The sequence below is a fragment of the Gordonia rhizosphera NBRC 16068 genome, assembly GCF_000298195.1.
Classification (GTDB): domain Bacteria; phylum Actinomycetota; class Actinomycetes; order Mycobacteriales; family Mycobacteriaceae; genus Gordonia; species Gordonia rhizosphera.
The window spans coordinates 1-13,142 of the sequence record NZ_BAHC01000182.1 but is presented as its reverse complement, the minus strand read 5'-3'; the positions used below and the strand labels follow the sequence as shown (position 1 = coordinate 13,142).

General features: G+C 66.4%; 12 protein-coding genes. 3 read left to right on the top strand and 9 right to left on the bottom strand.

All coding sequences use genetic code 11. The features are described 5' to 3' along the window. Positions 1–84: 84 nt before the first annotated feature. Complete coding sequence (gene ku / locus GORHZ_RS21960) at positions 85–1,032, bottom strand: non-homologous end joining protein Ku (protein WP_006337032.1); 948 nt, start codon at positions 1,030–1,032, stop codon at positions 85–87. 61 nt (positions 1,033–1,093) lie between these two features. Between ku and GORHZ_RS21955 the strand changes: the two genes are divergently transcribed. From GORHZ_RS21955 to GORHZ_RS21945, 3 genes are all read left to right on the top strand, one after another. After that, positions 1,094–3,427, top strand: coding sequence for an ATP-dependent DNA ligase (locus tag GORHZ_RS21955; protein ID WP_040532983.1), 2,334 nt, complete (start codon positions 1,094–1,096; stop codon positions 3,425–3,427). A 16-nt stretch (positions 3,428–3,443) separates the two neighbouring features. After that, positions 3,444–4,196 (top strand): dienelactone hydrolase family protein, encoded by a 753-nt coding sequence (locus GORHZ_RS21950; RefSeq protein ID WP_006337030.1) that lies wholly within the window; start codon positions 3,444–3,446, stop codon positions 4,194–4,196. A 102-nt stretch (positions 4,197–4,298) separates the two neighbouring features. Then, positions 4,299–5,036 (top strand): metallophosphoesterase, encoded by a 738-nt coding sequence (locus GORHZ_RS21945; RefSeq protein WP_006337029.1) that lies wholly within the window; start codon positions 4,299–4,301, stop codon positions 5,034–5,036. A 147-nt stretch (positions 5,037–5,183) separates the two neighbouring features. On the opposite strand, the gene GORHZ_RS21940 is transcribed toward GORHZ_RS21945, so the two are convergent. The 8 genes from GORHZ_RS21940 to GORHZ_RS31435 all read right to left on the bottom strand — a co-directional run. Further along, positions 5,184–6,215 carry a YdcF family protein gene (locus GORHZ_RS21940; protein WP_040532979.1) on the bottom strand — a complete coding sequence of 344 codons (1,032 nt, stop codon included), beginning with the start codon at positions 6,213–6,215 and terminating at the stop codon, positions 5,184–5,186. Positions 6,216–6,295: 80 nt separating this feature from the next. After that, a complete protein-coding gene (locus tag GORHZ_RS21935) occupies positions 6,296–6,718 on the bottom strand; it encodes a DoxX family protein (RefSeq protein WP_040532958.1) in 423 nt (140 codons plus the stop codon). Between the two features lie 125 nt (positions 6,719–6,843). Continuing rightward, entirely contained in the window at positions 6,844–8,355 is a 1,512-nt protein-coding gene (locus GORHZ_RS21930) for an NAD(P)(+) transhydrogenase (Re/Si-specific) subunit beta (RefSeq protein ID WP_006337019.1), read from the bottom strand. Continuing rightward, the gene (locus tag GORHZ_RS21925; RefSeq protein ID WP_006337017.1) at positions 8,352–8,657 is read right to left on the bottom strand and encodes an NAD(P) transhydrogenase subunit alpha part 2; all 306 of its coding nucleotides are present in this window, start codon (positions 8,655–8,657) and stop codon (positions 8,352–8,354) included. The genes GORHZ_RS21930 and GORHZ_RS21925 overlap by 4 nt, the downstream gene beginning before the upstream one ends. After that, positions 8,657–9,739, bottom strand: coding sequence for an NAD(P) transhydrogenase subunit alpha (locus GORHZ_RS21920; protein ID WP_006337016.1), 1,083 nt, complete (start codon positions 9,737–9,739; stop codon positions 8,657–8,659). Before GORHZ_RS21920 ends, GORHZ_RS21925 begins: the two co-directional genes overlap by 1 nt. 198 nt (positions 9,740–9,937) lie before the next feature. Next, positions 9,938–11,254 (bottom strand): alpha/beta hydrolase family protein, encoded by a 1,317-nt coding sequence (locus GORHZ_RS21915; protein WP_006337015.1) that lies wholly within the window; start codon positions 11,252–11,254, stop codon positions 9,938–9,940. 52 nt (positions 11,255–11,306) lie between these two features. Further along, positions 11,307–12,878, bottom strand: a complete 1,572-nt coding sequence (locus tag GORHZ_RS21910) for a molybdopterin-dependent oxidoreductase (protein ID WP_006337014.1) — start codon at positions 12,876–12,878, stop codon at positions 11,307–11,309. Further along, a partial coding sequence (locus GORHZ_RS31435) for a hypothetical protein (protein ID WP_217998352.1) occupies positions 12,859–13,142 on the bottom strand: 284 nt, incomplete at its 5' end. The genes GORHZ_RS21910 and GORHZ_RS31435, both read right to left, overlap by 20 nt.

The following is a 13,142-nucleotide window of genomic DNA, read 5'->3' as shown; positions in this document are numbered from 1 at the left end:
TCGAATCCGTAGAGACAATTGTGCGGCGTGATCCAGGTCACAGACTGTCTCAATCTGGAACAGTCGAGGACCGACGTCGCGCGCTCACGCGGACTTCTTGGCCGCCGCTTTCTTGGCGGCAGCCTTCTTCGCCGGCGCCTTCTTCGCGGCAGTCTTCTTCGCGGGCGCCTTCCGGGCCGCAGCCTTCTTGGCGGGCGCCTTCTTCGCCGGCTCGGACTTCTCGTCGTCCGCACCATCCGTCGACGACGACGAGCCGTCCCGGTCCTTCACCGAAGCCCGCAGTGCGGCAAGCAGATCCGCGACCTCCGAGTCGGTATCCTCGGACTCGGAGGTCTCGGTCTCCGGGAAGGCTTCGGCCCCTTCGGCTTTCGCCTCCACCAGTTTGGCGAGTTCGATCTGGTAGGTGTCGGAGTACTCCGACGGATCGAAGTCCGACGCCATCGTCTCGATCAACGAGGCCGCCATCTCCAGCTCCTGGGGCCGGATCTCGGGCTCGTCGTCGAGGAAACCGAAGTCGGCGGCACGGACCTCGTCCGGCCAGAGCAGCGTCTGCAGCGTCATCACACCGTCAACCACGCGCAGGGCCGCCAGACGCGTCCGGTTACGCAATGTGAACTGCGCGATCGCAAGCCGATCGGTCTTCTGTAGTGCCTGCGCCAGCAGCGTGTAGGCCTTCGGTGATTTCGACGCCGGCTCCAGGTAGTACGGCTTATCGAAGTAGATCGGATCGACCTGCTCGGTCGGCACGAACTCCAGGATGGAGATCTCCGGACTCTTCTGCACCGGCAGCGTCGCGAGATCCTCCTTGGTGAGGATCACCGTGTCGCCGGAGTCGGTTTCGTAGGCGTTGGCGATGTCGGCGTAGTCGACCTCGGTGTCGGTGCCTTCCCGCACGCGGCGATAGCGGATGCGGACGCCGTCGGACGAGTCGACCTGATACGACTTGCGGTCGTGGCTCTCCGTCGCCGAATACACCTTGACCGGTACGTTGACCAGGCCAAAGCTCAGATCGCCCTTCCAGATCGAGCGCATGGGCCCATTGTGCCATCCGGTTGGCCGAAAACCGACGGCATGAGCGTGGACAATGGTCGGCATGGGTGGTGGTGAGAGCCTCGACGTCGACGGTCGGCGTATCGCCATCACCAACCTCGCGAAGGTCCTCTACCCTGCCACAGGCACCCGGAAGTTCGAGGTCATCGACTACTACACGCGTATCGCCGACGTGATGCTGCCGCATCTGGCGGGCCGCCCGATCACACGGAAGCGGTGGCCGAACGGCGTCGAATCGGCGCCGTTCTTCGAAAAGGATCTCCCGTCCTCTGCGCCGGAATGGCTCGCCCGCTACGCCGAACAGCACAGCCAGCGCGTGATCACCTATCCGCTCGCCACCTCCCGCGCCGATCTGGTGTGGTTCGCGCAAATGGCCGCGCTCGAGCTGCACACACCGCAGTGGCGGGTTCCGAACCCCGACGACGGGCCGCCGAAGGCCGACCGGCTCGTCCTCGATCTCGACCCGGGCCCGAACGTATCACTCTCCCAATGCGCCGAGGTGGCCCTGATGATCCGGGACATGCTCTCCGGTGCGGGCCTGACCGCCTTCCCGGTCACCAGTGGAGGCAAGGGCATGCATCTCTACGCCCGCTTCGAGCGTCCCGTCTCCCCCGACTCGGCGCGAACCGTCGCCAGACAGATCGCCACCAGCCTGGCCGCCACCCACCCCGACTCGATCACCGCGACGATGACCAAGGCGGTGCGCGAGGGCAAGGTGTTCATCGACTGGAGTCAGAACAGCGGGTCGAAGACGACCCTGGCGCCCTATTCGCTACGCGGCCGGGAACAGCCGTGGGTCGCCGCCCCGCGCACCTGGTCAGAACTCACCGAACCGAACCTGCGGCAGTTGCTGTTCCACGAGGTCCTCGAGCGGGTCGACGCCGACGGCGACCCGCTCGCCGATCTCGACCTGCCACACCCCGGCGAGACCGCCGAGCCGTCCATCAATCCCGTTGTCAGCCTGGGCGAATACCGCCGCAAACGCGACGCCGCCACCACCCGGGAACCGTTCGGCGACGAGGCGCACCGCGAACGAACCGAGGCGCAGACAGGCTCGAGCGCACCGATCTTCGTGATCCAGGAACACCATGCCCGCCGACTGCACTACGACTTTCGGCTTGAACGCGACGGAGTGCTGGTGTCCTGGGCGGTGCCGAAGAACCTGCCCGACGACCCGACCCAGAACCGTCTGGCAGTCCACACCGAGGATCACCCGATGGACTACGCCGACTTCGAAGGCGACATCCCGGCCGGCGAGTACGGCGGCGGCCATGTCGAGATCTGGGATCGCGGCACCTACGAGACGGAGAAGTGGCGCGACAACGAGGTCATCGTGCGGTTACACGGCGACCGCATCCAGGGCCGCTACGCGCTGATCAAGACCGGCGACAAGAACTGGCTCGCCCATCTGATGACTGATGAGCCGCGGCCCATTCTGCCCGACAGCCTGCGCGACCCACGCCCGATGCTGGCCACCGACGAGTCCATCGAGAACCTCGACGGGCGTGACTGGGCCTTCGAGGGGAAGTGGGACGGGTACCGAATCCTGGTGCGCTACATCGACGGCGACTTCCGGCTCACCTCCCGGTCGGGGATCGACATGACTGCCGACTTCCCCGGGTTCCGTTCCATCGCCGACGATCTCGGGTTGATCGACGTCGTCCTCGACGGCGAGGTCGTCGCGCTCGACGCCGCCGGGCACACCAATTTCGCCCTGCTCGCGGCCCGCAACACCACCGACGAGGACATCCGGCTCAAGCTCTACCTGTTCGACATCCTCTATCTGAACGGGACGTCGTTGTTGCGGCGCCCGTGGTCGCAGCGACGAGAGCTGCTCGAGGAACTCGCGCCCGCCTTTCGTCATTCGCCCCACGTGGAGATCCCGCCGCTGCTCGATGGTCCGGGCCGGGTGGCCCTGGAGCACAGCCGCGAACTCGGCTATGAGGGGGTCGTCGCCAAGCGCCGCTCGTCGACCTATCAACAGGGCCGACGCACCACCACCTGGCTCAAACACAAGAACTGGAGCGACATCGAGGTGGTCATCGGCGGCTACCGGCCCGGTCGAGGCAATCGCGCAGACACCATCGGGTCGCTGTTGCTCGGGCTGCCCGAGGAGACCGGGCTGCGGTATGTGGGCCGGGTCGGCACCGGATTCACCGACGCCCAACTCCGTTCCCTGTCGGCCGAACTCGAACCCCTGCGGATCAAGACATGCCCGTTCGTCGACAAACTCGACCGCCCGGTGGCGTCGAGTGCGGTATGGGTATTACCCAAGATAGTCGGCGAGGTCCGGTTCATGGACTGGACGAGTACCGGGCACCTCCGCCACCCGAGCTGGCGGGGTATCCGCCGCGACAAACTGCCCGGAGACCTCTAACGAAAGGACCCAACCCTTGTCGGACAAGATGATCACCATCGAGACACCCGACGGCGCGGCGGAGGCCTACGTGGCCCGCCCCGACGACGCTCCGGGCCCGCTGCCCGGAGTGCTGCTGATCATGGACGCCTTCGGTTTGCGCCCGCAGATCGAGAGGATGGCCGACCGGATCGCGTCGTGGGGTTACGTCGTGCTGGCGCCCAACGTATTCTACCGATGGGGAACCGCAGCCGAACTCGCACCGGCGGGTGACCTCACCGACGAGGAGCGCGCCAAGTTTCTCACCGAGGCGATGCCGAGGGTCCGGGCACTCACCGAAGACCTGGCCACGCCCGACCTGTCGGCCTACCTCGACGCGCTGCACGGGCTCGACGGCGTGGCCGCCGGTGACATCGGGGTCACCGGCTACTGCATGGGTGGTCGTCTCGCGCTACTGGCGGCGGTGACCCGCCCCGACGTCGTCGGTGCGGTCGGGCTGTTCCACACCGGGGGCCTGGTCACCGATCAGCCGACCAGCCCCCATCGTCGGCTTACCGACGTACGCGCCGACCTGTTGGCGGTGCACGCCGACAACGATCGCTCCCTGCCACCACAGGCGGTCGCCGAGTTCGAACACGCCCTCACATCGGCCGGTGTGACGCATTCGGCCTCGGTGTACCCGGGTGCGCTGCACGGCTACACGATGGCCGACACCGCCGTTTATCACCACGATGCCGCCGAGTATCACTACGCCGAACTCGAGAAACTCTTCGCACACAACCTGTGCTGACCGTCACATCGGTTGGTGCGCGAGCACTCTGCCAGAGGCCTCGTCGCGACGACACGGCACACCTTGACTAGCCTCAAGGGCATCGAAGACCAAGGAGCGTGAGTGTTCGTCGTCGCCCACATCAGCGACCTGCATTTCAACGGCACGCGGTTCAACCGCCGCCGCATCGAGTCGACGCTGAGCTACATCAACGCTCGCGCCGACGGGATCAATGCGCTCCTGGTCACCGGCGACATCACCGACGAGGGTTCCGAATCGGAGTATCGCGAAGCATGGGGTGTGCTCTACAGCCCGCTCCCGATGATCGTCACCGCAGGTAACCACGATCGGCGACGGCCCCTCAACGCCGGTCTGCTCGAAAGGGACACAGACGAACCGGTCAACTGGGCCGAGATCATCGACGGGGTGCAATTCATCGTCGCCGACAGCTCGATCCCGGGTCGCAACGACGGATACCTCGCGGACGAGACGCTGGCGTGGATGTCCGCGCGACTCGAGGCCGCGGGTTCCGACACACCCGCGATCGTCGCCTTCCATCACCCGCCGGTGACCCTGGAGATGCCGTTCATGGACGCCATCAAACAGACCGGGGAGGATCGTCTCGCAGCCCTGGTACAGCGGCACCCGAACATCGTCGGGTTCCTGTGCGGGCACGCCCACACCCCCTGCGTCACGACCTTCGCGGGCCGGCCGCTGGCCGTCGCCCCTGGTGTGGCGTCGACCCTGAACCTCCCCTTCGAGGGCACGGAGATCGTCAACCGCGGACAGCCGCCCGGCATCGCGTTCCATTTCATCGACGGCGACCGGCTGATCACCCATTTCCGCTCGGTGATGTTCTAGGGCAGCGGTGCCGCGCCCGCAGCCGTTCCCGCCGGGCTTCCTGCTGAAATCGGCCCCGTGGCGTCCATCCGAGGGGATATCCCGTCGGATGCTCCTGACGGGGCCATTTTCAGCAGCACGATCGCCAACAGCGATCAGTGAGGCTGGTCAGTTCGCCGACGACGACCCCGCCCCGAGCAACGTCTCCAGGAGTTTCCCCCCGAATTCGATGACGAGCCCGGGCCCTGTGTCGGGGAGACCCTCGGGTGCGCCGGGTACCGGCAGACCCGCCTGCCGGGTCGCGGGGATCTTCGCCGTTCGCGTCGCCTCGAGGCGAATCCCCTTCTGCTGGTTGCGAGTCAGCGGGGTCTCGTATTTCTCCAGATCGGTCGCGGTCGTCACGGTGGCCACCGTCTTCAGGCCCGCGGCGGCGAAATCGGCTGCACCGCGGCGGATGTGATTGGGCGAGGTGACCAGGATGATGTCCCGAATCCCCTGCGCGAGCAGGATGGCCGCGGTGTTCTGCGCATTGGCCACCGTGGAACCGGATTTGTCCTCCGTGGTGATCCGCGCGGCGTCGACGCCGTTGTCCACCAACCACTTCCTCATCGCCGCCGCCTCGGTGATGCCGGCCTTCGGCGCCCCGCCGGTCACCACGATCGGTGCGGTGGTGGTGGTCTCGGCCTGCGCCTTGCCCGCGGTCACCCGCCGGACGAGTTCGGGCGCCATCTTGCCGTTGCCGTTCAGGCCGTAGCCGAGGATGACGATGGCGGGTTGGCCGGACACCGTCTTCGGGGTGGTGTCGGGCACGATCTGCGCTGCGGCCGACACACCCTCGATGATGTCGCGCGCCGTCGTCGCGAGCAGTGGGTTGATCGCGGTCAGCCGTGTCAGCGCGGCCCGGCGGGTGGCCTCGTCGGCGGCCTGATCCGACCAGATCGCCTGCAGGGCAAGTGCGTCCCCGTCGACGGGAGACACGGTGAGCATCTGCTTGATCGCATCGAGTCCGCCTACCACGTCACCCGTGGCAAACCGTTGCTGCGCCGAGTTGTACAGCGATGCCGAATCGACCGAGGTGACCGTCGGCCGCACCCCGGGGACGCCGGACTGGTCCACCGGCAGCGCACCGATGGCAAATCCGCCGACCGCCGCGGCGCCGACCACGACTGCCGCGGCCACAACACGCTTCACTCTAGTCACATACGCCACTCGTGCAACGCTATCGTTTTCCGGCAACACCCCTACGCCGAGGCGATCCCAACTCGATAACGTATGCGACCTCAGCGGCGCAGACCCGCGACCTTCAACAGCTCGGGGCGGCGCAGGATCAAGCCGATCCAGAGCAATACGCCAAGGTAGAGGGCGAACAGCGTGGTGCTGAACAACGGCGATTCGATCCGCATGTTCGCTGTCACCGCACCGCCGAGGTACGCGGTGATCCCGACCGCACCGAGCACGGCGGTCCGCGGAATCGCATACACGACAAGGCAAACCAACAGGACCGTGCCCATCACGTAGGTCTGGTTGGTGGGGAAGCCCAATTCGGCGGTGGCCTCGACGACGGCGTCGGGGCGGGTGAGTTTGCCGAAGATGTCGAAGGCGAGGAAAGCGCCGACGATCACGCTGATCACGACTCCCGTTGTGTGCCCGCGACTTCGGATACCGGTACTTGTCGCTTCATTGCCGGTCAGAGATGCGCTCATAGTGTCCTCCACGGGTTGATGTGCTGTCTGTCGGGATAGACAACGGGCACGCGGAGAACTCATCGCACTAAAGCCAGAACCGCCCCGACGATGGGCCGGGGCGGTTCTGGTCGGACTGTGCCGGGCTACAGTGCCTTGAGTTCCTCGATGACACTGTCGACGGACTTCTTGGCGTCGCCGAACAACATCGAGGTGCCTTCGGCGAAGAACAGCGGGTTCTCGATGCCGGCGTAACCCGAACTCATCGACCGCTTGAGCACGATCGTCGAGCGGGCCTCGTCGACGTTGAGGATCGGCATGCCGTGGATGGGCGAACTCGGATCGTTGCGCGCCGCCGGGTTGGTGACATCGTTGGCGCCGATCACGATGGCGACATCGGTGCGGTTGAACTCACCGTTGATGTCGTCCATCTCCTTCATCGCGTCATACTCGACGTCGGCCTCGGCCAGGAGCACGTTCATGTGGCCCGGCATACGGCCGGCCACCGGATGAATGGCGTATTTGACCTCGACGCCCTTCGCCTCGAGCAGCGCGGCCATCTCCTTGACCGCATGCTGGGCCTGGGCGACGGCCAGACCGTAGCCGGGGACCACGATGACCTGATTGGCGTAGGCCATCTGGATCGCGGCATCGGCGGCCGAGGTGGCCTTGACGGTGCCGCCCGCGGCAGACATACCGCCCGGGCCACCCTCGTCGCCACCGCCGAAGGAGCCGAACACGATCGCCGGGATGGACCGGTTCATCGCCTTGGCCATCAGGTTGGTCAGGATCGAACCCGAGGCGCCGACGATCATGCCGGCCACGATCATCGCCTGGTTGTTCAGTGCGAGACCGGCGGCAGCAGCCGACAGACCGGTCAGCGCGTTCAGCAGCGAGATGACCACCGGCATGTCCGCGCCGCCGATCGGGAACACCACGAACAGACCCATCACACCGGCGATCACCAGCAGCAACACGATCCAGAACCACGGCGTCGCGTCGGCCGAATCGGCGGACACCCCGATGTAGATCGCGATCGCGATCGCGGCGATGGCCAGCACGATGTTGGCGAACTGGAACCCCTTGGCCGCGGCGACCAGCTTCTTCTCGAGGTTCTTGTTGAGCAGTTCCTGCAGCTTGGCGAACGCCACCAGCGAACCCCAGAACGACACCGAACCGACGATCGCGGCGAACAGCGACCCGACGATCACGTGCACGTCCGGGGTCTCGGCGATCGCGGTGAATCCGTCGGACTCGATGTACTCGGCCCACGCGATCAACGCGACCGTGCCACCACCGACACCGTTGAACAGCGCGACCAGCTGTGGCATCGCGGTCATCTTGGTCTTGAGCGCCGGTGGGATACCCAACGCGACACCGACCGCGAGGCCCAGCACGATGAGGACCCAGTTGATCCCCGGCACGCCGGCATCTCCGGCGTTGTTGTAGACGCCCAGCAGGGTCGCGATGACCGCGATGCCCATGCCGGTCGCGGCAATCCAGTTGCCGCGCACCGCGGTCTTCGGCCCTGTCAGGCCCATCAGACCGTAGATGAACAGCGAGAACGCGACGATGTAGAGAGCGGTGACCCCGTAACCGAGGCCCTCGGACACCTGACCCGACGAATCGGCGGCCAGATTCAGGACAGCGGTGTTCACTTGGCGGTCTCCTTCTTACCCTTGAACATCCCGAGCATGCGGTCGGTGACCAGGAAGCCACCCACCACGTTCAGGGTTCCGAAGATCAACGCGACGAACGTGATGACCCGCACGCCCCACGAGGCGTCGGCCGGCAACGAGCCCAGCACCACCAGGGCACCGAGCACCACGATGCCGTGGATGGCGTTGGTTCCCGACATCAGCGGCGTGTGCAGGGTGTTGGGCACCTTGGAGATCACGGCGAACCCGACGAACCCGGCCAACACCAGGATCGCGACGTTCGCGAGAAGTTCGTTGTACATCAGGCCGAAACCTCCTGTCGCGTGACACACGCGGCCGCGAGCACCTCGTCGTCGAAATCCGGTGCGATGACACCGTTGTCGTCGAGCATCAGCTCGATCAGGGCGAGCAGGTTCTTCGAATACAGCTCGCTGGCGTGCTCGGGCATCGTCGCGGGCAGATTCAGCGGCGACGAGATCGTCACATCCTCCTTGACGACGGTTTGTCCCGGCTCGGTCAACTCGCAGTTGCCGCCGGTCTCCCCGGCCAGATCGATGACGACGCTACCGGCCTTCATCCCCTCGACCGCGGCGGCGGTCACCAGCCGCGGCGCGGGACGACCCGGCACCAGCGCGGTCGTGATGACCACGTCGAAGCCCTTGATCGCGTCCTCGAGCGCCTGCTGCTGCTTCGCCCGCTCCTCGTCGGTCAGCTCGCGCGCGTAGCCGCCTTCGCCGGCGGCGTCGATCCCGAGATCGAGCCATTGCGCACCCACCGACCGGACCTGCTCGGCGACCTCGGGACGCACATCGTATCCGGTGGTCTTGGCACCCAATCGCTTCGCGGTCGCAAGCGCCTGCAGACCCGCCACACCGACGCCGAGGACGAGCACCGTGGCCGGCTTGACCGTGCCTGCGGCGGTGGTCAGCATCGGGAAGAACCGCGTCGACAGATCTGCAGCGACGATGACGGACTTGTAGCCGGCGACGTTGGCCTGCGAGCTCAGTGCATCCATCACCTGGGCACGCGAGATGCGCGGGATCGCCTCCACGGCGTAGGCCTCGACACCGACGCTCGTCAGCGCGCCGATCTGATTGTCGGCATTGCGCGGCGCGAGGAAGCCGATCAGCTTCTGTCCGCTGCGCAACCGTCCGATCTCGGCGTCGGTCGGCGGGGCCACCCGCACCACGACGTCGGCGGAATACGGGTCACCTATCGTTGCGCCCGCGTCCACGTACTGTTCGTCGGGGATCAACGCCCCCAACCCGGCACCCGACTCCACAATCACCGGGACACCCTTGCCGACCAGCGTCGAAACCACCTTGGGAACCAACGCCACACGGCGTTCGCCCACGGCGGATTCGCGCACGACACCCACACTCATAGTTCTCACCTTGTCTGGTTCACATCGGGCAGACCGGACGCGCCGCGGTCGATACCTGCACCCCGACCATGGCGGCCACGGCACACCGGGCACAGTGCACTGTCTCCCGGCTCACAAAACGTGCAAGGAACATAACATGAGCCAACCTCACTGTCCGAGTCAGTCGGATTGGTCACTTCTCCCTTGACGGAACACGTTCTATCGCTGTTGGACAAACGTCCCATTCGGCTTTCGGATCGTCCCGCGTAGCAGATCCACTCCTTGCTCCATGACGTCGTTCACGAGCGACGACACCGCCGTCGCCAGCGACTCCGGGTCGATCTGCACCGATGGCATCGGAGGCGGCGTGACGGTCGCCGACTTCGGCGTGATCGCGCGCGCCCGCCGATCGACGACGTCCGGATCGGCGGCCGGCACCGTCGTGCCGAGCCTCGTGTAGATCTGCTCCTGCAGTTCACGCGGTGTCGGGATCGCGACCCCGTTCCTCGTCGCCTGCGCGCCGGGCATCGGTACCGGGACCGCGGCGTTGAGCGTCTCGTCGAATTCCCTGGGCGCCGGCAGGCCGAGCGCGCGCAGCATCATCCCCCACGGATTGCCACCGCCGTCACCCTCGAGGACCACGTATGTGGTGTTGCCGGTGGCGCTCTGCCAGGTCTTGGTCACCGTGTAGTCGTTGACGTACGGCTGCAGAAACCCGTGGGTGAAGAACCCCGGGATCAGATAGAAGGCGGTGCCGACGGGGTCGGCCAAGGGATTGCCCACACCACAGGTGGCGTCTCCGCGCACACAGTAGGAGATGACCTGGATGCCGCCCGTGTCGGCAGGATCGCGGTTCCCGTTGGTGTACATGCCGTCGATGACGCTCGGGACGACGTTCTCTACACCGCTGTTCGGGAAGCGAGAGTCGGCTCCGACCAGGACAACGACATCGTCGTCGGGAATCGTTCCCGCGACTCCGTTCAGATTCTTCTTGTGCAATCTATATGCGATGTTCATGGCGACCGGCGCACTCTGCGAATAGCCGTTGAGGACGATCGTGCCCTTCCGTCCGCGGGCCATCCACGCAGCATGGGCATCCGTGACGCCGCGGGCCGTTCCGATATTCACCGAGTCGTTGAAGGTGGCAGCGCCGGCCAGGTCGATCTCGAGACCGAAGATCTTGAGTCCGAACGCGGCCGGATAGTCGAGGACGGAGATCTTCGGATGGTTGCGCTGACCACCCGGAGCGTCGTAGAAGCCGATGTCGACAGTCCGGCCCATCTGATCGGAGCCGTCGTAGTCGGTGGTCCCGGGTACCAGGATCACCGTCGTGTTTTCGCCGAGGGACCCGGGCAACCAGTCCGGCTTGTCGCGGGTGGGTGTCCGGCCGTCATAAAGGGGCGGCTGCTCGTCGCTGTCCGGGACCAATTGGATTCCGCCGATGCGCAGGGCATTCGCCGAGCCCGTCGGAAACCCGGGCAGCAGCATCGCGCTGATTGTCAGGAAAACGATCAGCGACACCAGAATCCCGCGCACGATCCCTCGATCTCCGCAGTGGCCCACCCCAGGGGGTAGTTTACCGGCCGCCTCAGGTGATCGTGTACGCCCGCGAATCCAGTCCCGTGGCCCCGTCAGGGACTGGGGATGTGCGGTCTTCGATCTGCCGTTTACCTGACTTGTCCGTCGCCCGGCAGTACACCCTGTGGTCTCCCGGCTGGGCGTCCCAACTGAACCGCCATTGCCGCCAGGTGTCGTCGGAGTAGTCGCCGGCGAGTTCGGCGGGCTCCCAGGAACCGTCGTCGACCCGGACCTCGACGGCCGCGATCCCGGTGTGCTGCGCCCAGGCGGTACCAGCGATCACCACCTCGCCGCGCCGGTGCGACGAGCGCGAGCGCGGCCGGTCGATCCGCGACGACAATTTGATCGGCCCGAGCGCCGACCACCCGCGGGTGGTCCAGTAGGCCTTGGCGTCGGCGAAACGAGTGAGTTCCCAGTCGACGACCCACTTGGTCGCGGACACGTAGCCATACAGCCCCGGGATCACCTGCCGGACCGGATACCCATGCTCGACCGGGAGCGGCTGCCCGTTCATGCCGATGGCGAGCAGCGCGTCGCGTCCGTCGGTGACCACCGAGACGGGGGTGCCACTCGTCCAGCCGTCCGAGCTCGTGGACAGCAGCATGTCTGCGCCGGGGCGTACCCCGACGCGGTCGAGGAGTGTCTTCATCGGAACGCCGAGCCAGCGCGCGTTGCCGATGAGGTCACCGCCGATCTCGTTGGAGACACACGTCAGTGTGACGAAGCGCTCGGTCATCGGCATCGCGAGCAAATCGTCCCAACCGATACGGATCTCCGTGTCGACCATGCCGTGGATGCGCAGCGACCAGTCCGACGTGGTCAGGTTCGGCACCTGCAACGCTGTGTCGATCCGGTAGAAGTCGGCGTTGCTGGTGACGAACGGGGTCGCGCCGGGGACCTCGAGGTTCGCGCTCGCCGGTACCGGCGGCGCCGGTGATCTCGGCGTCGGGAGGGTCACGCCGGCACGGTCGGCGATGGTGCGTGCGGTGTCGGCGAGCATGCGTCGGCCGACCACACCGACGACGACGGCGAGCCCCGCGATCCCGGCCGCGGTGAGGACGAATCGTCGCCCGACCCCCTCGGGTTCGTCGGTGTCCGGGGTTGCGTCTGTGTCCGAAGTTGCGCCTGTGCTCGGCGACCGCAGCATGCCGACGAGGATGCGCAGCACCAGGATCGCGGCGATGCCGGCGAACACCGACGGGATGGCGAAGGTCCAGCGCGAACCCGGCCGGTCGAGCGCGGCCAGCACACCGACGATCGCGAACAGGCCGACCGCCACCGACCCCGCCGGTGGGCGGAAACGTTCGGCGACACCGCACCCCGCGGCGATCAGCACCATCACCGCGGCCATGCCGAGGAACAACACGGGCTTGTCGCCGGTGCCGAAGGTACTGATGGCCCATTCGCGGACCGCCGTCGGTGTGTGGTCGACGACCGCCGAACCGACCGCGAAATACGGCGAGGAATCCGGGGAGACCAACACCGCGGTGCCCTCGCCCACCGCGAGTCCCGCACCGACCGCGACCACACCGGACAACGCGGCCGCCGCCAGACGACCCGAGTCACGCCGTGTGGAGGTCACACCCCTTGATACCGCAGCTCGACGCCTCGCCGGCCGGAGCGGGGATCGCCGTCACCGTCTCGTCATAGTTCGTTCGGTGGTTGCGGCCCGCCCCCGGTCGCCGAGGTCTCGATGCGTTCGTCATGCCCGGCCCCGAACTGCGTTCGGCTCTCGCCAAGATCCGGTCGATGAGGGCCTCGGCACTGTGGAAGCGGTAGGACCGTTTGCGACGGCCCTCGGGTGGGTGTTGGTGGCCTCGGTGAGAGCGTTCGACATGTCGCAGAC

Excerpts from the sequence above, each read along its gene's own strand:
- GORHZ_RS21955 (WP_040532983.1), top strand. The coding sequence starts at position 1,094 with ATGGGTGGTGGTGAGAGCCTCGACGTCGACGGTCGGCGTATCGCCATC.
- GORHZ_RS21935 (WP_040532958.1), bottom strand. The coding sequence starts at position 6,718 with ATGAGCGCATCTCTGACCGGCAATGAAGCGACAAGTACCGGTATCCGA.
- ku (WP_006337032.1), bottom strand. The coding sequence starts at position 1,032 with ATGCGCTCGATCTGGAAGGGCGATCTGAGCTTTGGCCTGGTCAACGTA.
- GORHZ_RS21925 (WP_006337017.1), bottom strand. The coding sequence starts at position 8,657 with ATGTACAACGAACTTCTCGCGAACGTCGCGATCCTGGTGTTGGCCGGG.
- GORHZ_RS21920 (WP_006337016.1), bottom strand. The coding sequence starts at position 9,739 with ATGAGTGTGGGTGTCGTGCGCGAATCCGCCGTGGGCGAACGCCGTGTG.